16 protein-coding genes and 2 tRNA genes are annotated in these 19,300 nt (G+C 63.5%); 7 read left to right on the forward strand and 11 right to left on the reverse strand.

The window, feature by feature from the left end; all coding sequences use genetic code 11:
* Window positions 1-12: 12 nt before the first annotated feature.
* Both HUI96_RS06075 and HUI96_RS06080 read right to left on the reverse strand, forming a co-directional pair.
* Window positions 13-756: an SDR family NAD(P)-dependent oxidoreductase gene (locus tag HUI96_RS06075; protein WP_188253761.1), complete on the reverse strand. Its 744-nt coding sequence runs from the start codon at window positions 754-756 to the stop codon at window positions 13-15.
* Window positions 753-1,919, reverse strand: coding sequence for an acetyl-CoA acetyltransferase (locus HUI96_RS06080; protein WP_188253762.1), 1,167 nt, complete (start codon window positions 1,917-1,919; stop codon window positions 753-755). The genes HUI96_RS06075 and HUI96_RS06080 overlap by 4 nt, the downstream gene beginning before the upstream one ends.
* Window positions 1,920-2,119: 200 nt before the next feature.
* Here HUI96_RS06080 and betI point away from each other — a divergent pair, with 200 nt between their 5' ends.
* From betI to HUI96_RS06105, 5 genes are all read left to right on the forward strand, one after another.
* The gene (betI, locus tag HUI96_RS06085) at window positions 2,120-2,710 is read left to right on the forward strand and encodes a choline-binding transcriptional repressor BetI (RefSeq protein ID WP_188253763.1); all 591 of its coding nucleotides are present in this window, start codon (window positions 2,120-2,122) and stop codon (window positions 2,708-2,710) included.
* 70 nt (window positions 2,711-2,780) lie between these two features.
* Window positions 2,781-3,422, forward strand: a complete 642-nt coding sequence (locus tag HUI96_RS06090) for a glutathione S-transferase family protein (protein ID WP_188253764.1) — start codon at window positions 2,781-2,783, stop codon at window positions 3,420-3,422.
* Window positions 3,419-4,408: a threonine/serine dehydratase gene (locus HUI96_RS06095; protein WP_188253765.1), complete on the forward strand. Its 990-nt coding sequence runs from the start codon at window positions 3,419-3,421 to the stop codon at window positions 4,406-4,408. The genes HUI96_RS06090 and HUI96_RS06095 overlap by 4 nt, the downstream gene beginning before the upstream one ends.
* On the forward strand, window positions 4,401-6,053 hold the full coding sequence (gene betA / locus HUI96_RS06100) for a choline dehydrogenase (RefSeq protein ID WP_188253766.1): 1,653 nt from the start codon (window positions 4,401-4,403) through the stop codon (window positions 6,051-6,053). The genes HUI96_RS06095 and betA overlap by 8 nt, the downstream gene beginning before the upstream one ends.
* A gap of 184 nt (window positions 6,054-6,237) precedes the next feature.
* Window positions 6,238-6,314, forward strand: a tRNA-Pro gene (locus HUI96_RS06105).
* Between the two features lie 312 nt (window positions 6,315-6,626).
* On the opposite strand, the gene HUI96_RS06110 is transcribed toward HUI96_RS06105, so the two are convergent.
* A tRNA-Ser gene (locus HUI96_RS06110) sits at window positions 6,627-6,714 on the reverse strand.
* Window positions 6,715-7,376: 662 nt separating this feature from the next.
* Here HUI96_RS06110 and HUI96_RS06115 point away from each other — a divergent pair.
* Both HUI96_RS06115 and HUI96_RS06120 read left to right on the forward strand, forming a co-directional pair.
* Window positions 7,377-7,934 (forward strand): OmpA family protein, encoded by a 558-nt coding sequence (locus HUI96_RS06115; RefSeq protein ID WP_188253767.1) that lies wholly within the window; start codon window positions 7,377-7,379, stop codon window positions 7,932-7,934.
* Window positions 7,935-8,196: 262 nt separating this feature from the next.
* Window positions 8,197-9,096, forward strand: coding sequence for a DUF1259 domain-containing protein (locus tag HUI96_RS06120; RefSeq protein ID WP_188253768.1), 900 nt, complete (start codon window positions 8,197-8,199; stop codon window positions 9,094-9,096).
* A gap of 40 nt (window positions 9,097-9,136) precedes the next feature.
* On the opposite strand, the gene HUI96_RS06125 is transcribed toward HUI96_RS06120, so the two are convergent.
* From HUI96_RS06125 to glgX, 8 genes are all read right to left on the reverse strand, one after another.
* Window positions 9,137-9,358, reverse strand: coding sequence for a hypothetical protein (locus HUI96_RS06125; RefSeq protein ID WP_188253769.1), 222 nt, complete (start codon window positions 9,356-9,358; stop codon window positions 9,137-9,139).
* 235 nt (window positions 9,359-9,593) lie between these two features.
* On the reverse strand, window positions 9,594-9,842 hold the full coding sequence (locus HUI96_RS06130) for a glycine zipper domain-containing protein (RefSeq protein WP_188253770.1): 249 nt from the start codon (window positions 9,840-9,842) through the stop codon (window positions 9,594-9,596).
* Window positions 9,843-10,057: 215 nt separating this feature from the next.
* Window positions 10,058-11,701, reverse strand: coding sequence for an ABC transporter ATP-binding protein (locus HUI96_RS06135; protein WP_188253771.1), 1,644 nt, complete (start codon window positions 11,699-11,701; stop codon window positions 10,058-10,060).
* Between the two features lies 1 nt (window position 11,702).
* Window positions 11,703-12,821, reverse strand: coding sequence for an ABC transporter permease (locus HUI96_RS06140; RefSeq protein WP_188253772.1), 1,119 nt, complete (start codon window positions 12,819-12,821; stop codon window positions 11,703-11,705).
* Window positions 12,814-13,737 (reverse strand): oligopeptide ABC transporter permease OppB, encoded by a 924-nt coding sequence (gene oppB, locus HUI96_RS06145; protein WP_188253773.1) that lies wholly within the window; start codon window positions 13,735-13,737, stop codon window positions 12,814-12,816. The genes HUI96_RS06140 and oppB overlap by 8 nt, the downstream gene beginning before the upstream one ends.
* Window positions 13,738-13,806: 69 nt before the next feature.
* Window positions 13,807-15,405, reverse strand: coding sequence for a peptide ABC transporter substrate-binding protein (locus HUI96_RS06150; RefSeq protein ID WP_188253774.1), 1,599 nt, complete (start codon window positions 15,403-15,405; stop codon window positions 13,807-13,809).
* A 184-nt stretch (window positions 15,406-15,589) separates the two neighbouring features.
* Window positions 15,590-17,221 carry an alpha-glucosidase family protein gene (locus HUI96_RS06155; RefSeq protein ID WP_188253775.1) on the reverse strand — a complete coding sequence of 544 codons (1,632 nt, stop codon included), beginning with the start codon at window positions 17,219-17,221 and terminating at the stop codon, window positions 15,590-15,592.
* Window positions 17,218-19,218 carry a glycogen debranching protein GlgX gene (gene glgX / locus HUI96_RS06160; RefSeq protein ID WP_188253776.1) on the reverse strand — a complete coding sequence of 667 codons (2,001 nt, stop codon included), beginning with the start codon at window positions 19,216-19,218 and terminating at the stop codon, window positions 17,218-17,220. Before glgX ends, HUI96_RS06155 begins: the two co-directional genes overlap by 4 nt.
* Window positions 19,219-19,300: the final 82 nt, after the last annotated feature.

Below are 19,300 nucleotides of genomic sequence, written 5' to 3' on the forward strand. Positions count from 1 at the left end.
TGCATATTGTCGTTACCTGTCTTCAAGGACGCCGGCTGACAGGAACCCGCCGTCGACGACCAGTGTGTGGCCGTTGATATAGCTTGCTTCGGGCGACAGCAGGAAGGCTACCGGGGCGGCAATCTCCTCCGGCTCGCCATATCGGCCCTGCGGTACGCCCTTCAGCCAGGATCTGCGGTGCTCTGCCGCATATAGCCGTGACACACCCGAGGTCTCGACATGCCCCGGGGCGACGCAGTTCACCCGCACGCCTGCCGGGCCATACTCAAGCGCGAGGACCTCGGACATCAGCTTCAGCCCGGCCTTGGACGCACCGTAGGCGGCGCGGCCGCGATCCGCCCGCATGCCCGAGACGGAAGCCATGTTGACGATCGCGAGGCTCTCCCCCATGCGCTCGAGGGCTGCTCGCGACGTAATGAAGGATCCGACCAGGTTGACGTCGAGCATCTGCCGCAAGAACTCGGCGCTGGTCTCTTCGACGGGCAGATCCCGAGCCATCGCGGAACAGTTCACCAGCCCGCCGATCAGCCCCAGGCTGTCCACGGCCTGGTCGAACACATCGGCGATTTCATCATCGTCGGTGACGTCGGCGAGGAGGAAAATCGCGTTCTCGTCCGAGAAGGCAGCCTCGGCCTCGGCAAGCGCAGCCCTGTCCGAATCGACCACCGCCACCGGCCAGCCGTCTTCCAAAAGCCGCTTGACCACAGCCTTGCCGATGCCTGACGCACCACCGGTCACGACCGCGGAGTGCCTCATCTGATCCGGTCCAGGATCGAGACATAGTTGGCGACCGCCGCACCGCCCATGTTGAAGATGCCCCCGAGCTTGGCGTCCTTCACCTGAATGCCGCCGGCCTCTCCGGCAAGCTGCATTGCAGTCAGCACATGCATCGAAACGCCGGTCGCCCCGATCGGATGGCCCTTGCTCTTGAGGCCCCCGGAAGGATTGACGGGAAGTCGCCCGTCCTTGTCGGTCTGGCCTTCTAGCGCGACCCTGGGGCCGTGCCCTCGCGGCGCAAGCCCCATAGCCTCGTATTCGATCAGTTCGGCAATCGTGAAGCAGTCATGGGTCTCGACGAAGGAGAGGTCGTCGAGCGTCACGCCGGCCGACTTCAGCGCCCGCGTCCAGGCTTCCTCGCATCCCTCGAACAGCAGGATGTCGCGCTTCGACATCGGCAAGAAGTCTTGCACGTGTTCGTTGGCGCGGAAGGCGATGGCCCGGCGCATGGAAAGTGCGGTAGTCGCATCGGTCAGCACCAGCGCCGCCGCGCCGTCCGACACCAGCGAGCAATCCGTGCGCTTCAGCGGGCCCGCCACATAGGGATTCTTCTCGCTCTCCTGCCTGCAGAACTCGAAGCCGAGGTCCTTGCGCATCTGCGCGTAGGGATTGTCGACGCCGTTTCGGTGATTCTTGGCGGCGATCATGGCCAGCGCGTCGGACTGGTCACCGTAGCGCTGGAAGTAGGCGCTGGCGATCTTGCCGAACACGCCCGAAAAGCCGGCCGGGGTGTCGCCGTCCTCCGGCAGGTAGGAGGCCCGCAGCAGGTTTCTGCCGATCTCCGGCCCGGGCGTGGTGGTCATCTGCTCGGCACCGACGACGAGCACGAACTTGGCCGGACTCGCCTCGACGGCCCTTATGCCTTGCCGTACCGCCGCCGAGCCGGTCGCGCAGGCGTTCTCGACCCGCGTCGCCGGCTTGAAGCGGAGCCGATCGTCCGTCTGCAGCACCAGGCTTGCCGTGAAATCCTGCGGCGAGAAGCCTGCGTTGAAGTGGCCGAGCACGATCTCGCCGACATCGTCGGGGCCAATCCCGGCATGCTCCATCGCGTCGGCCGCGACACGGGTGATCAGGCTCTCCAGCGTCTCGCCTTCGAGCTTGCCGAAACGCGTATGCGCCCAGCCAACGATGCATGCGGTCATGGCGGTCTCCTTGCCTCGCACTCTGCGTCAGAATCGAATGGAAGCCAATCGCGGGTCGTTGCACCAGTTGCCGAAAGAAGGCTCCGCCGGTCATTGCCAATCATTGTATCTACCATCCGCCTGCGCCGGCTCCCAGCGGAGCAGGATTTTTATTGATTGATCACTCAATTAAAAATAGATTGGCAGAAGGAGAAAGTTCGATGCCCAAGGTCGGAATGCCACCTCTGCGCCGCAAGGCGCTCATCAATGCGGCGATCTCAGCGATCGGCGACCGTGGTTCGCTCGACGTCACAATGACCGAGATCGCGAACCGCGCTGGGGTCTCCTCCGCGCTGGCCCACCATTATTTCGGGGCCAAGGACGATCTGATCCAGGCGACGATGCGGCACCTGCTCACCGATCTCGGCCGCGACGCGGTTGGGGCGCTCAATGCGGCGGAGACTCCGCGCGACCGGGTCACCGCTATCATTCGGGTCAACTTCGCCGTCGGGCAGTTCCGGCCGGAGGTCGTGCACGCCTGGCTCGCCTTCTATGTCGAGGCGCAGAAATCGGCGCCGCTACGGCGCCTACTTAGGGTCTACAGCCGCCGGCTCTATTCGAACCTGATGAGCGGCCTGATCGACCTGGTGCCGCGGCCTGAGGCCGAGCGGATGGCTGAAGCGATCGCAGCCATGATCGACGGCCTCTACATTCGCCGCGCGCTGCGCGACGGCCTGCCCCGTCCGCTGACTGCGGCGGCCCTGGTCGAGGACTATGTCGAAACCAAGTTGAGGATGCTCGCAGCGTCATGACCTGGAGAACCTGCAATGGCTCTCAACCACTGCCGATCGACGGCAGCCGTTCTCCCGGAGGGAGGTTCGGATGATCAAGGTATGGGGACGCGACACCTCGTCTAACGTCCAGATCGTCGTCTGGGCGCTGACCGAACTTCGCGTCCCATATGAGCGCATCGACGCCGGCGGAAAGTTCGGCCGCACCGACACGGAAGAGTACCGGCGGATGAACCCGAATCGTCTGGTTCCGGTCCTCCAGGAGGGCGACCTGACCCTTTTCGAAAGCGCCGCGATTGTCCGCTACCTCGGCGCGCGATACGGCGGCGAACAGTTCTGGCCGTCCGATCCTGCCAGGCGCGCGCCGCTCGACATGTGGGCGGAATGGATCAAGACCACGTTTGGACCCGCTCTGCTCACCGGGCTGTTCTGGCCGCTGGTCGGCGTGCCCGTCGAGAAGCGCGATCTGGCCGCCATCGCGGCCGCCGAGCAGCGCATGGAGGGGCTTGCCGCCATTCTCGACGAGCGTCTTGCCAAGGTTGACCCGTATCTCGGCGGCGAAAGCATCTGCTTCGCGGACATCCTCGTAGGCACGCTGCTCTACCGCTATTTCACGCTCGATTTCGAGCGCGCCGACACGCCGCACCTCAGCGCCTATTACGACCGGCTGACTACGCGCCCGGCCTACGCCCAGCGCGTGATGATCTCCTACGAAAGCCTGAGGGCGAAATGATCCCGGATCTCGAGCACCTGAGGCGCGCCTACGCCGAAACCTCTCAGGCGACGCAGGTCACGCCGCTCTTGGAGTCGCCGGCGTTGGCGCGTGAGACTGGCGCGGCGCGCGTGTTCGTGAAGCCGGAATCGCTGCAATGGGCCGGCTCATTCAAGGTGCGCGGCGCCTATTGGCGGCTGAAGCAACTGTCGACCGAGGATGCCGGGCGCGGGGTCGTGGCTTACTCCTCGGGCAATTTCGCGCAGGGGCTTGCCGCGGGTGGACAGGCGCTCGGCATCCCCGTCACGATCGTCATGCCGATCGACGCGCCGGCAGCCAAGCGCGAGGCGACCGCAAGCTATGGAGCAACCGTCGTCCTCACTAATCATGGCGAACGGGCCCGCGAAGAAGTGGCCGCTGAGCGCTCGAGACAGATCGCTGCCGAGCAAGGCCTCATTCTCCTCCACCCGTTCGACGATCCGGAGATCGTAGCGGGCCAGGGTGGCGCGGGGCTGGAGGCTCTCGACCAGTTGGCCGGCCGCAAGGCCAAGGCAGACCTGCTGTTCTGCCCGATCGGCGGCGGCGGGCTGATCGGCGGCGTTGCGCTCGCCTTCCATTATATTTCGCCCGAGACTGCGCTCTACGGCGTTGAGCCCGAAGGCTTCAACGGCATGGGACAATCGCTCGCGCAAGGCGAGATCGTCACGGTGCCGCTCGGCGTCCCCTCGATCTGCGACGGCCTCATGGCGCGCCGTCCCGGCGTGGCCCCCTTTGCAGCCGCGCAGGCAGCCGGGGTCCGCGGCCTTAGCGTGAGCGATGCGTCGGTAAGGCGCGCGATGAAATTCGCCTTCGAGAAGTTGAAGCTCGTGCTCGAACCGTCCGGTGCTGCATCGCTCGCGGCCCTGCTTGCGGGTCCCGTCGATGTGGCCGGCAAAACCGTCCTGGTCGTCGCCAGTGGCGGCAATGTCTCTCTCCAGGATTTCCAACGTCATATAGAAAATGCTTGAAGCAGACTTCGTTATCGTAGGCTCGGGCTCGGCGGGCTCGGCCATGGCTTACCGTTTGTCCGAAGACGGGCGGCACAGCGTCATCGTCATCGAATATGGCGGCACCGATATCGGGCCGCTCATCCAGATGCCGTCGGCGCTTTCGATCCCGCTCAACATGCCGCGCTACGACTGGGGATTTGCCAGCGAGCCCGAGCCGCATCTGGGCGGGCGCGTGCTCGCCACGCCGCGCGGCAAGGTGCTGGGCGGCTCCTCCTCCATCAACGGCATGGTCTATGTGCGTGGCCATGCGCGCGATTTCGACCACTGGGCCGAGCAGGGCGCCACCGGCTGGAGCTATGCCGACGTGCTGCCCTACTTCAAGCGCATGGAGCATAGCCATGGCGGCGAGGACGGCTGGCGTGGCACGGACGGGCCGCTGCACGTTCAGCGGGGCACTAGGAAGAATCCACTATACGCCGCCTTCGTCGATGCAGGCCGGGAGGCCGGCTTCGAACTGACCGACGACTATAACGGCTCCAAGCAGGAAGGGTTTGGGCCGATGGAGCAGACCATCCATCGCGGCCGCCGCTGGTCGACGGCCAATGCCTATCTGCGCCCCGCCCTGAAGAGGAAGAACGTTCGACTGGTCAATGGTTTCGCTCGAAAGGTGGTGATCGAGAATCTACGCGCCGTCGGAGTCGAGATCGAAACTCGCGGGAAGATCGAGGTCGTCCGCGCCAAGCGCGAGGTCATCATTGCGGCCTCGTCGATCAATTCGCCGAAAATCCTGATGTTGTCTGGCATCGGCCCTGCGCAGCACCTGAAGGACCATGGGATCGCCGTCGTCGCGGACCGCCCCGGCGTCGGCGCCAACCTGCAGGATCACCTCGAACTCTACATCCAGCAGGAATCGATCAAGCCGATCACTCTGAACTCCGTGCTCAACCCCTGGTCCAAGGCGTTGATCGGCGCACGGTGGATGCTTTTCAAGAGTGGCCTGGGCGCCACGAACCATTTCGAATCGGCCGCCTTCGTGCGTTCGGCTGCCGGGGTCGACTATCCCGACATCCAGTTCCACTTCATTCCGGCGGCCGTGCGCTATGACGGCAAGTCGGCGGCGAAGTCGCACGGCTTCCAGGCCCATGTCGGCCCGATGCGCTCGAAATCACGCGGCACGGTGACGCTGCGCTCGCCCGACCCCAAGGAAAAGCCGGTCATCCGCTTCAACTATATGTCGCATCCCGACGACTGGGCCGACTTCCGCCACTGCATCCGGCTGACCCGCGAGATATTCGGCCAGGCTGCGTTCGACCCCTTCCGCGGCAAGGAGATTTCGCCGGGCAGCTATGTGCAGACCGACGCGGAACTCGACGCCTTCATTCGCGACCACGCCGAGAGCGCCCTGCATCCGAGCGGCACCTGTCGCATGGGCAAGGCCAGCGACCCCATGGCCGTGGTGGACCCGGAATGCCGCGTCATCGGCGTGGAGGACTTGCGCGTGGCGGACTCCTCGATCTTCCCGCGCATCACCAACGGCAACCTCAATGGGCCCTCGATCATGACGGGCGAGAAGGCCGCCGATCACATCCTCGGCCGCCAGCCGCTCGCCCCGTCCAACCAGAAACCGTGGATAAATCCGCGCTGGCAGGTGAGCGATCGTTAAACGTCGCCGATTGCGCCGGCACACGGAGCTTACCTCCGCGCCGGCAACGATCAAAAGGCGTTTTTGGACAGCGACTTGCGATCCTTCCCGAGGCTCTTTCCACGACGCCGGAATGCTGATTGGGTAAGGCGATTTCGGCCTTGCAGGGGAGCAAGAGGGCGGTTATAAGCCGCCCGTCTGGTCGCGGAGTGTAGCGCAGTCTGGTAGCGCACATCGTTCGGGACGATGGGGTCGCAGGTTCAAATCCTGCCACTCCGACCAGAAAAATCATGTACGACCCTGGGACATAGGTAACAGTCTGTACCTGAGACATGGGTGACAACCTCGTGCCGAATGGGTTGTCGATGATCTGCGAGGTCCTCTGTTCGAGGTCGATGTATCCAAGATCATAGTGCATGAAGGAGACGAGCCAAATGGCGTCGTCGACTTCGGTGATTCCGAGCCTCTGGCCTGCGAGCACGGTCGAGATATTGATCTTCTTGCGGTGCATGCAGATGCGACCACAGGCAGTGACGACGGATGGTCGCCGATCTTCTCCCGAAAGATTAAACCCGGCTCTGTGGCCGGGATGGGTGGCGGTAGGTATAGGAATCGAACCTATGCAACCTTGCGGTTGGCCTTCGGTTAGCAACCGAGCGCATTTCCTCTCGGCCAACCTACCATGTAGGATTGGCGGAAGGTGAAGGAATCGAACCCTTATCCTTTCGGGATAGCCCGGTGTTCAGGACCGGTTGCCCACCATTGAGCGCCACCTTCCGCACGCAAGTCGTCACGTCCTGTTAGGACGACGATCGACTTGATGATGAGAAATGGCTGAAGCGCATGCTTGCTCTCATGGTGGGTGGCGCAAGTATCGCCAATACGATTTGCTTACCACCCTTGGTTACCAACGTCAACCGGCAAACCGAAAGTGCCTTGCTACCGTAACGAGATCGATACGGAGAGAGTGCGCCATTGCTTTCCGATCGACGCCGTACTTCGAGCCTATCTGCTTGGTCATATTATTAGCCAGGATGCAGAAGTCGATGTGGCCGGTACGAAACGTCGCCTATGTCTCGGATCGTTCACAGAGGGTTACTTCCACGCCCTCTCACTACCCCTCGGATTTCTCACGCTTGTTCTCAAGTCGAAGTTGGCGCGCCCTTGCAGGCTGTATCATCTTGCTCGTTCGTCATCCTCTTAATCAGGCCCAAGGCCGGCACGAGAGTGCCTGCTCTCGGCGTCAAGGATCTTGAACGCCAGCCAACCGCAGCATTCACCTCGCCTTCAGGAATCGGCTGATAGCTCGCGTCTCCTACGTCGGTGCTAAGAAGGAGACATGACATGAACCGCCGCTTTTTCCTGACGGGTGTTGCGATGGCGATTGCCGCGCCGGGGCTGGCGATGGCGCAAGAGCGCCCCGGTCCCTCCTCGGGCGAGATCATGCGCCGGCTCGATGCAGCGCCGCGGCGGCGCGTGCGCCCCGAAGAGCGCGTGACCATTCAGGAGTTCCGGCGTCGTCCGGACTTGCGCCGCTCCGCACCCTCGATCGATATCCAGGCAATCAATTTCGAATTCGGTTCGGCCGAGATTCCCCGCTCGGAGTTCCGCAAGCTGCGCGAAATCGCAAACGCCTTCGACCAGTTGTCGCGCCGGCGGCGTGGTGCGCGTTTCCTGATCGAGGGCCATACGGATGCAGTCGGATCGCGTGAGTCGAACCAGATCCTGTCGGAGCGCCGGGCAGAATCGCTGAAGAGAGTTCTTGTGCGCGAATTCCGCGTGCCGGCGCGGATGCTGGAAACGGTCGGCTATGGCGAGGATTTCCTGCTGATCGAAACGCCCAACGAGGACTGGCGAAACCGCCGTGTCACCATTCGCCGTATCGACGAATTCGTTCGCTGACAGAAGCGATCAAGCCCGCCGGACACAGAGACCGGCGGGCTTTCTGCGCGTTCTCTTGGCCTAAAGGACTGGTGGCGAAGCGGGAAAAATTGAACGGCTGTGGCCCCGCAGCCTCTCAGAAGGCGTGTTATCATCCGGCTGATCCTGAATTTCGCGGGAGGCCGGTCTCAAAGCCTCCTCGACCCGCGCCAGGCGCAGCCAAATGATCCGCCGGTCTGAGGTCTCCCGCCGGTTCCCAAGCTGATGACGAGGAGTCATCTCCATGCGCGCAATCCGTCTTATGACCGCGACCATCCTCGCGCTCGCACCCGTCCTGCCTGTACATGCCGACCCGAATTGGGATGCGGTCTCCCAGGCCTTGGGCAAGGAAGGGGCCGTCACGGATGGCATCTACCGGGTCGGGCTGCCACGCTCGGACCTGAAGGTCCAGTTGGACGGGATCGAGATCAGACCGGCACTTGCGCTGGGTTCCTGGCTCGCGTTCCAGCCAATGGGCGACAAGGACGCCATGGTCATGGGTGACCTCGTCCTTACGCAAGATGAAGTCACCCCGGTCATGACGTCCTTGATCGAGAGCGGTGTGGAAGTCACTGCCCTGCACAATCATCTGCTACGGTCAGAGCCTGCAACCATGTACATGCATGTGCGTGGCCACGGCGACGCCGTCGGCCTCGGAAGGACGCTCCATCAGGCGCTTGCCATGAGCGGCACGCCCATCGAACTGACGACTGCCTCCACTTCGGCTCCTGCCGCGGCCGACAAGAAATCCGATCTCGACACCTCAACTATCGACCAGGCGCTCGGGTACCAGGGAAAGCTGAGCGGGGTTGTCTATCAAGTTTCGATTCCGCGCGCAGACCCAGTGCAGGAGGACGGGGCCACCATCCTGCCGGCAATGGGCTCGGCCATCGCGATCAACTTCCAACCCACCGGCCCGGGCATGGCGGCGACCACCGGCGACTTCGTCCTCACGGCCGGAGAAGTGAACCCCGTCATGCGAGCGCTTCGAGAGAACGGAATAGAGGTCACCGCCCTGCACAATCATATGCTCGGCGAGCAGCCCAGGCTGTTCTTCATGCATTTCTGGGGGCATGACGAGACCGCAAAGCTCGCCAAGGGCCTTCATGCGGCCCTCGGACATGTCGCTGTCAAGAAGGGCTGAGCAAGAAGGGCTGGGATTCGAGAGGCTCCGATGGCGCCGCTTACACCAGCGGATGATCGCGTTGCTCGCCCTCGCGGACCAGACCGTCGTCGTCCGGCCTCCCTTCGTCCGTGTTGGCATAGCCGCCACCACCGTTGTCTCCGGCGATCTCCGGGTCCTCCACCAAGTCTTCATCGCTACGGTCGGTCTCGTCGCCGGTCCGGCGCGGTTCCTGCGGGCGACCATCGGGGGTGAGGCGCGGCGGTTCGGTGTCAAATGTCATTGGAACCTCCTCTGCGTCCGGTTTGGCGACGCGTGAACTTCCGCCCGCAAGCCCCTTAAGCACAACGAAGGCAAGCAGTGTCGGCGCGAGGCCAGAGCAAGTCATCAGGGAGGTAGGAGCCTCGAAGCAGGCGTCAATCGCCATGCAGAACAAGCAGCGATCGCTTCTTCACGAGGCGGTAGAAAGCGAAACGCCCGCCGGTGGCGGGCGCTCCAGGACTTGATCAGCCGGTCCCTCAGCAGCGTGCGATGTAGACGCGGCCATAGCGGTCGCGATAGCGGCACTTGCCGGGCTCCGACGCGTTGCCGATCAGCGCGCCAGCAGTTGCACCGGCGACGCCGCCGACGATCGCACCGCCTGCATCACCTGTGATCGCAGTGCCGATAGCAGCACCACCCAGGCCGCCGATTGCGGCGCCTTTCTCGGTCTGCGTGCAACCGGCTACGCCCGCGGCGAGCGCCGCAACGAGCAAAATCTTCTTCATCGAAAAATCCCTCTACCGTGGTGACAATGCCCCTAACGCCGGGCCGAACCTATCGTTCCAACAAACCTTCCGCAAGCAACCGCCCGCAAACCCAACCCTGCATTATGGTTACAATTTTTGCTTCGGGTAGCATTGGCTCGTTACAGACCAGGGGTAGCTTCGGGGCATTCCAGATGGATTTGCTTTCGAGACCCGGTTCCTGCCCCTGCCGGGTCTCATTTTCTTTGTTCGACAGGCTCCAGCTTGCCGAGCCGGAAGCGCTTCGCGTCCACGGCCGCTGCCATGAGCGTCCTCGTGTATTCCTCGCGCGGGTTGTCGAAAATGTCGTCGGTCAGTCCCTGCTCGACCACCCTGCCCTGCCGCATGACGATGATGTAGTCGGCCATGGCGCGCACCACAGCCAGGTCATGGCTGATGAACAGGTATGACAGCTCGTACGCCGACTGGAGATTGCGCAGAAGTTCGACGATCTGCTTCTGCACCGACCGGTCGAGGGCGGAGGTCGGCTCATCGAGCACGACGACCCGAGGCTTGAGGATCATGGCGCGGGCGATCGCGATTCGCTGACGCTGACCGCCCGAGAACTCGTGCGGATAGCGGTTTCGCATGGCGGGATCGAGCCCAACCTCCTGGAGCGCCTCGGCCGCGCGCCGGTCGCGCTCGGCGCGCGACAGCGCCGGCTCATGCACCAGAAGGCCCTCGGTGACGATCTGCCCGACGGTCATGCGCGGCGACAGCGATCCGAACGGGTCCTGGAAGACCAACTGCAATTGGCGTCTCAACGGCCGCATCGCCTCGCGGTCGGCCTTGCTTATGTCCTTCACCCCCAGCCATACCACACCTTCGCTGGGGAGCAGCCTCAACAGCGCTCGACCGAGCGTCGACTTGCCCGATCCCGACTCGCCCACGATGCCGATCGTCTGCTGCTGTCTCAGCGCGAGCGAGACCTTGTCCACGGCCCTCAGAATCATCGGCGGGCCGCTCAGGAATCCGCCGCCGATGCTGAACGTCACCTCGACATTGCGGCCCTCGAGGATCACCGGAAAACCGTTCGGCGGCGGCTCCTTGCGGCCGCTCGGCTCGGCTGCCAGCAGCATCTTCGTATAGGAATGGCGGGGCTCGGCGAAGATTTGCTCGGTTTCACCTTCCTCCATGACCTCCCCGGCCCGCATCACATAGACCCGGTCCGCGAACCGCCGCACGATGCCGAGATCATGCGTGATGAAGACGATCGCCATGCCGAGCTTCTGCTGCAGTTCGGCCAGAAGCGTCAGGATCTGCGCCTGGACGGTGACGTCGAGCGCCGTCGTCGGTTCGTCGGCGATCAGGATGTCGGGGTTGTTGGCCAGCGCCATCGCGATCATCACGCGCTGGCGCTGGCCGCCGGACAGCTCGTAGGGGTATGACTTGAACCGCCGCTGAGGGTCGGGAATGCGGACGAGGTCCAGCAGCCGGATCGCCTCCGCCCTGGCCTCCTTCGCGCCGAGCTTGCGATGCCGCCTTATCGGCTCCATCAGTTGGCTGCCGATCGAGTAGAGCGGATCGAGCGAGGTCATCGGCTCCTGGAAGATCATGCTGATCCGGCTGCCGCGGATGCGGTTCAACTCGCGCTTCGAAAGCTCCAGAAGATTGCGTCCGCGATAGTCGACCGCGCCCGTCGCGCTGCCGTTCGAGGCGAGCAGGCTCATCGCCGCCATCATGGTCTGACTCTTGCCCGACCCGGACTCGCCGACGATCGCCACCGTCTCGCCGGCGTTCACCTGCAGGTTCACGCCCTTGACAGCCTCCACCACGCCGTCGAGCGTTCGGAAACGCACCCTCAGGTCGCGCACGGCCAGGATCGGATCGCCGCCCGCCATCTCAGCGGTCCTTCGGGTCAAGCGCGTCCCGCAGCCCGTCGCCGACGAAATTCAGGGCGAAAAGCGTTGAGACGAGGAAGAAGGCGGGAAACAGAAGCAGCCAGTTGGCCGTGCCGATGTTCTTGGCGCCGGCCGAGATCAGCACGCCCCAACTCGTCATCGGCTCCTGCACGCCGAGCCCAAGGAAGGATAGGAAGCTCTCCAGGATGATGACCTGCGGTACCAGCAGGGTCATGTAGATCACCACCACCCCGAGCAGGTTCGGTACGATGTGGCGTGCGAGGATTCCCGTGCGCGAAACACCGAGCGCCTCGGCCGCCTGCACATATTCCTGGCGCCGGATGGAAAGGGCCTGGCCGCGCACGATGCGCGCCATGTCGAGCCACAGCACCGCGCCCACAGCCAGGAACATCAGCACGAAGTTGCGGCCGAAGAACACGACCAGCATGATGACGAAAAAGATGAAAGGCAGCGAATAGAGCACGTCGACGACACGCATCATGGCCTCATCGATGCGGCCGCCCAGGAAGCCGGCCGTGGCGCCATAGACCACGCCGATCACCACGGCGACCACGCCCGCAAGCAGCCCGATTGCCAGGGAGACGCGCCCCGCCATCAGCGTCCTCGAGAGCAGGTCGCGCCCGGTGTTGTCGGTCCCGAACAGGAAATGCTGCTGCTTGATCGCGGCGCTCATCACCATCGTCTTCCCGTCCGGCGACTTCTCCTCCACACGGGCGTCGTCGAAGGTGTCGGAGCGGTCGATATAGCGCGTGTTGCGCTCATCGATCTCGCGGCTGGAGGTGATGGTGACGAAGATACGATCGCTCTCCTGCCGCCATTCCTTCACGTCGACACGCATGCGCTTGAGTACGTCGCCGAGCGCCGTTTCGATCATCTCCGGCTTCGGATAGGGCGAGAGGCTCGGCGGGATGCGGACGTAGTCGGGATAGATCGTGGTGTACTGGTGCGGCACCAGCAACGGCCCGACGATGCAGGCCACTGCCATCAGGCCGAGATAGACCAGGCTCACCATGGCGGCGCGGTTCGCCCGGAGCCTGGCCCAGGCATCGCCCCAGAAGGAGCGGCCCGGGACGGCGTGCGTTATGGCGAGTTCAGTCATAGCGCACCCGCGGGTCGACCACGGCATAGAGAATGTCTACGGCCAAGTTGAACAGGATCGTGAAGATGGCGATCACGACCACCGTGCCCATGACCAGCGTGTAGTCGCGGTTCAGCGCGGCATCGACGAAATAGCGGCCGACGCCCGGTATGGCGAAGATCGTCTCCACGACGATCGAGCCCGTGAGCAGCGCTGCCGCCGCCGGCCCGGCATAGGAGATGATCGGCAGCAGCGCGCCTCTTAGAGCATGCCGCACCACCACCGACCATTCCGACAGTCCAAGCGCGCGTGCGGTGCGGATGTGATGGGAGCGAAGCGATTCGATCATCGAGCCGCGCATCAGGCGGGCGACGATGGCGATCTGCGGCAACGATAGAGTGATCACCGGACCAATCTTGTTGACGAACGCGCCTCCCCCCCAACCGCCGATCGGCAGCAGGGTCCAGGTGAGCCCGAAGACGAGTTGGATGATCGGGGCGATGACGAAGGTCGGGATCGTACTGCCGGCTGCGGCGGTAGCGATCACCGCGTAGTCGGCGGTGCGATTCTGGTTGAGCGCAGCGATCACGCCGAGCGTGCCGCCGACGATCAGGGCTAGGATCAGCGCCGAGGTGCCGATCTGTATCGAGACCGGCAGACCCTTCTCGAACAACTCGCGAACGGTGAAATCCGGCAGGTTGTAGCTCGGGCCGAAATCGCCTTTCAGCAGATTGCCGAGATAGCGGAGGTATTGCTCCCAGAGCGGATCATCGAGCCCGTAGGCCCTCTCGAGATTGGCCTTCACTTCCGGCGAAAGGCCGCGTTCCTGGTTGAACGGCCCGCCGGGCGCGACCCGGATCAGGAAGAAGGACAGGGTGATGATGACGAAAAGCGTCGGAATGGCCGTGAGCAGCCGCCGGACGACGAAAATCAGCATGATCGCAAGACCTTGGAATGAAGTCCGCAAGCCGCCCCGCGAGAGCGGGGCGGCGATGCTGCGGACATCCTATTCGGTCTTGCTGATGAAGCGCGAGGGGTGGACGTCCATGACGTTGTCCTCGAAGCCCACAAGCTTCGGCGAGACGATGTTGTGGAAGCTGTAGTAGAGCAACGGAATGTTGCCGACCTCGTCGATGAGGATGCGCTCGGCTTCGGACAGCAGCTTCAGCCGTTCTTCCGGATTGCCCCCGGCGGCAGCGGCCTTAGCCATTGCCTCCTCGTACTTCGGGCTGTCGTAGTTCGAATAGTTGTTGCCGCTTGCCTTCAGCGAAATGCCGAGGAAAGTCTCGGGATCCTGGTAGTCGGCGATCCAGCCGGCGCGAGCGACGTCGTAGTCGCCCTTCTGCTCAAGATGGCCGTAATGGGTCTTGGTGTCGGTGTTGAGCAGCGTCACTTCGATGCCGAGCGGCTTCAGTTGCTCCTGGATGGCGACCGCCGTGTTCTTGTGGTTCTCCGAGGTGTTGTAGCGGATTTCCATCTTCAGCGGCTTTTCCGGCGTGTAGCCGAGCTTCTCGAGAATCTTCTTGGCCTCGTCCTCGCGGTCGATCTGCGACATCTCGGCGAACTTGGCCATCGCCGGGGTGTAGCCCTCGATGCCCGGGGGCACCATGGAATAGCCAGGGAACATCGAATTGCCCCAGACCTTCTCGGCCAGGAAGTCGCGATCGATCGCTTCCGAAATGGCCGTCCGCAGTTCGACATTATCCCACGGCGCCTTGTCGGTCTTGATCGCGTAATAGTAGGTGCCAAGATAGGGCGCGACGCGAATCTGGTCGCCGAACTTGGCTTTCAAGTCTGAAAGCTGCTCGGTCGGCAGGTCGTCATAGCTGTCGAGTTCGCCAGCTTCGAAGCGCTTCATCGCCGAGGAACGGTCCTCGGTCGGGATGAAGTTGACCACGTCGATCTTGACGTTGTCCGCATCGTGGAATTTCGGGTTCTTGACCATCTTGATGTGGTCGTTCGGGACCCATTCGGCGAGCGTGTAGGCGCCGTTCGAAATCAGATTGCCGGGCTTGATCCAGTCGGCGCCCAGCTTCTCGATCGAGGCCTTGTTCACGGGGTAGGCCGCCTGGTGGGTGAGCATCTCCAGGAAATACGGCGTCGGAGCCTTGAGCGTGATCTCCAGCGTGTTGGCATCGACCGCCTTGACGCCCATGTCTTCCGGCTTGCCTTTGCCGGCGTTGACCTCCTCGGCGTTCACAATCGGATAGAGCATCGAGGCATATTCGGCGCCCGTGGCGGGATCCTCGAGGCGGCGGAAGGAATAGACGAAATCTTCCGCAGTCACCGGGCTGCCGTCAGACCAGGCAGCACCCTGCCGAATCTTGAAGATGTAGACCTTGCCGTCGTCCGAGACGGTCCAGCTCTCCGCGGCGCCGGGGATCAACTCGGCCTTGGCGTCCTGCATCACCAGGCCTTCGAACAGATCGCGCAGGACATGCGCTTCATAGACCGTCGAGGTCTTGTGCGGATCGACGGTTTCCGGCTCGGCGGCACTGCCGCGATTGTAAACGACTTCAGCCCAGGCCGGCGCAACGATGACGCCATTGGCCAATACAAGACCGGCCGCGAAGACCGATGCTTTCAGCAGGTTCCTGATTTGCATGCTGTTGAACTCCCATTTTTGCCAGAGCCCCCTCTGCCCCGGCGGTTTCCTCCGACGCTGGCATCTTTGCCTAGCGTTACCAATCTTCGCCGGTACTTGCCGGACGTTTTCGTGGCGCCGACAGTAACACCGACATATCTCATTTCAACTGCGACGAATCTAACGTTACGGAAACCGACTTCTTTCAGGGCGTGCAACCAGTTCGTCCGACGAAAACGCCCAGTCCCGCCAAGCTCAAGAGACCCGCCTCGACGCGCCCATGCGCGCCCGGAAGGGGCAGTGCCGCGATGCCTACGGCCTCCGCCGGGACTGCGAAATCCACAGGCGATTGCGAGAAGTTAAAGACGCAGAGCAGCCTCTCGTTCTCGAAGCTGCGCAGGAACATTAGAACGCCCTTGGGAGAGTCCAGCAGATGGATCGAACCCTTGACGAGCGGAAGTTCCTGCTTACGGAAAGCAAACACCTGCCGATAAAGCGAAAGCACGGAGTCCGGATCGCCGTCCTGCCGATCCACGGCGCGCGAGCGGTGCTGGTCCGGAACGGGCAGCCAAGGCAGCCCGCTCGTAAAGCCTGCGTGTCCGGCGCCGCTTTCCCACGGCATCGGCGTGCGGCAGCCGTCGCGCCCCTTAAACCCAGGCCAGAAGCGGATGCCGTAGGGATCACGCAGGTCCTCGAACGCCAGTTCCGCTTCCTCCAGCCCAAGTTCCTCGCCCTGGTAGATGCAGATCGAGCCGCGCAGGCAGGCGAGAAGCGCAATGGCGAACCTGGCGATTGCCTCCGGCGAGCCGCCCGGCTTGGTCCAGCGCGTCACGTGCCGGTTCACGTCGTGATTGGAGAAGGCCCAGCAGATCCAGCCATCCTTCACGATGGCTTCGAACGCCCTGATGCGCTTCGCCACGAACTCGGCGGAGAAATCCGGTCCAAGCATGTCGAAGGTGTAGCACATGTGGAGCTTGTCGCCCCCGGAAGTGTAAGCGGCCACCGTCTTCAGCGAACGCCTGCCGTCGCCCACCTCCCCCACCGACGTGCGGTCCTCATACTCGTCGAGCAGAGCGCGGAAGCGCCTGAGGAAGGCGAGGTTCTCCGGTCGGGTCTTGTCGTAGAGGTGGTTCTGGTACTCGTAGGGGTTGGTCTGCCGCGCCTTCTGCGCGTCGGTCATGCGGAGGGGCGGATTGTCGCGAAGCCGCCGGTCGTGAACGTAGAAGTTCACCGTGTCCAGCCTGAACCCGTCTACCCCGCGGTCCAGCCAGAACCGCACGGTGTCGAGCAGCGCCTCCTGGACCTTCGGATTGTGGAAGTTGAGGTCCGGCTGCGAGGTCAGGAAATTGTGCAGATAGTACTGCTTGCGTACCGAGTCCCATTCCCAAGCCGGCCCTCCGAAGTTCGACAGCCAGTTGTTCGGCGCCCCGCCGTCAGGCTTCGGGTCGGCCCAGACGAACCAGTCAGCCTTCGGGTTGGTGCGGCTGGCGCGGCTTTCGACGAACCAGGGATGCCGGTCGGAGGTGTGGGACAGCACCTGGTCGATGATGATCTTCAGGCCAAGCCTGTGTGCTTGCGCGACCATCTCGTCGAAGTCGTCCAGCGTGCCGAACATCGGATCGACGGCGCAATAGTCGGACACGTCATAGCCCATGTCCGCCATCGGCGACTTGAAGAAGGGCGACAGCCAGATCGCCTCTACGCCGAGCGACGCGATGTGCGGGAGTCGCCGCGAGATGCCCTTGAGATCGCCCAGCCCGTCGCCATTGGTGTCCTGATAGGATCTTGGATAGACCTGATAGATTGCGGCGCCCCGCCACCAATCCGGATCGCTCATTCGGCCTCCTCGATCAGGCAGTAGACGGTCCGGCCCTGCGCGAGGAAGGGTTTTTCCGAATGCCGCTCACAATCCGGCAACAGGTTCTTCCAGACAAAACCCGGCCGCTCCGGCAGGCCCATCACCGACGCGCGCCGGTCGCCATTGATGACCACGGCGACACGCCGTCCATCATCGTCGGCAAGCAGCATGGTGACCCGGCGCCGGTCCGGATCGTGCCAGTCCGCCACGGTCAGCGGCGCGCCGGTTTCCTTCAGCCATTCCACGTCCGGGAATTGCGGACTGCCCGCCTCTCCGGTCAGGAGAGCGCAACTGCTAAGGACAGGCAGCGCGTTTCGTATCTCGGCAAGCCGCGCGACGAAGGCTTCGAGTTCCCGGTCCCGCCCAGCCCAATCGAGCCAGATGGTCTCGTTGTCCTGGGCGTAGGCGTTGTTGTTGCCGTGCTGGGTGCGGCCGAATTCGTCGCCAGCGCTCAGCATGATGGTGCCGCGCGAGAAGAACAGGGTTGCCAGCAGCGCGTGCAAATCCTTGCGACGTTCCCCTGCAATCCTATCGTTGTTGGTCCCGCCCTCAATGCCGTTGTTCCACGCGATCTCGTGGCTGTGGCCGTCGCGGTTCATCTCGCCGTTGGGCTCGTTGTGCTTGCTGGCGTAGCTCACGAGGTCGGCGAGCGAAAAACCGTCATGGGCCGCGACGAAGTTGACCGTGCGCGTAGAGGCTTCCCTGAAGATGTCGAATGAGCCGGCGAGCCGCGTCGCCAGCGTGCCGACCGTTCCATCATCGCCCCGCCAGAAGCGACGGACATCGTCGCGAAAACGGTCGTTCCATTCGAGGAACGGCGGAGGAAACCGACCAAGCTGGTAGCCGCCCGGCCCAGGATCCCACGGCTCGGCAATCAGCACGCGGTCCTTCAGCACCGGATCCTCGGCAATCAGGCGCAGAAGCGGCGCGTCTGGCGCAAAACCCGCTGCCGACCGTCCCAGCACCGGCGCGAGGTCGAAGCGGAAGCCACCCACCCCTGCGTGGCGCACGAAGTGGCGGAGCGTGTCGAGCACGAGGCGCATGACAGCCGGCTGGCCACAGGCGAGCGTATTGCCGGTGCAGGTATCGTTGACCAGGCGCGCCGGTTCGCCCGGCTCATGGCGGTAGTAGGCGCGGTTATCGAGGCCGCGCAGGCTCAGCGTCGGCCCCTTCTCGTCGCTCTCGCCGGTGTGGTTGAAGACCACGTCGAGGATGACGCCGATGCCCTCGCGCCGCAGCGCGGCCACTAGGTCCCGCAGTTCCTGGAATCCCCCCGGCGCGACGCGCGGATCGAGCGCCATGAAGGAGACGGGATTGTAGCCCCAGGCGTTCCTCAAGCCCAACGGCGGCAGGTGCCGTTCGTCGATCCAGGCAGCGATCGGCATCAGTTCGATCGCGCTGACCTTAAGCTTCTTCAGATGCCTTATCACCGCCGGCTGCGCGATTGCGACCAGCGTCCCCCGCAGGTGCTCCGGCACCTCCGGGTGCAGCTTTGTGAAACCTCTTGGCAAGACTTCATAGACGAGGCCGCCGGGTCGGAAGATCGGCGGCTCAGGCGCGACCGGTTCGGCAAGCGCCGTGACAATGGCCTTGGGCATCAATGGCGCAGTGTCGACGGCTGAACCTCGCGGCAACGCCAAACGCGAATCGTAGGCATATTGCCGGTCGATCGCCAGCGCGTACGGGTCCATCAGGATCTTGTCGGGATCGAACCACAGCCCCTGCTCGGGCGCATATGGGCCGTCCGCGCGGAACCCATACCGCGTCCCTGTTCCGATACCCGGGACTTCGACCGCAAAGACCCCGCCCTCCCCTCGCGCCATCTCGAAGCGCGCGGTCTCTGCCTCTCCTTGCTCATCGAAGAGGCAGAGCCACATGCGCTCCGCAGCGCCCGACCAGACGGAGAAGCGAACGCCCGAGCCGGTGGGGACGGCACCGAGGGGGTAACTTTCGGACTGGGTAAAGAAGCTGGGCACGGAGACTTAGACGTGGGGTAGAGGCAGCGCGCCAGGCTCGCGGCCGGCGCTTCCTCTCCCCCGTCGATCTGGGGAGAGGTGG

Source organism: Pseudaminobacter soli (ex Zhang et al. 2022), from assembly GCF_014595955.1.
GTDB classification, from domain to species: Bacteria; Pseudomonadota; Alphaproteobacteria; order Rhizobiales; family Rhizobiaceae; genus Kumtagia; species Kumtagia pseudosoli.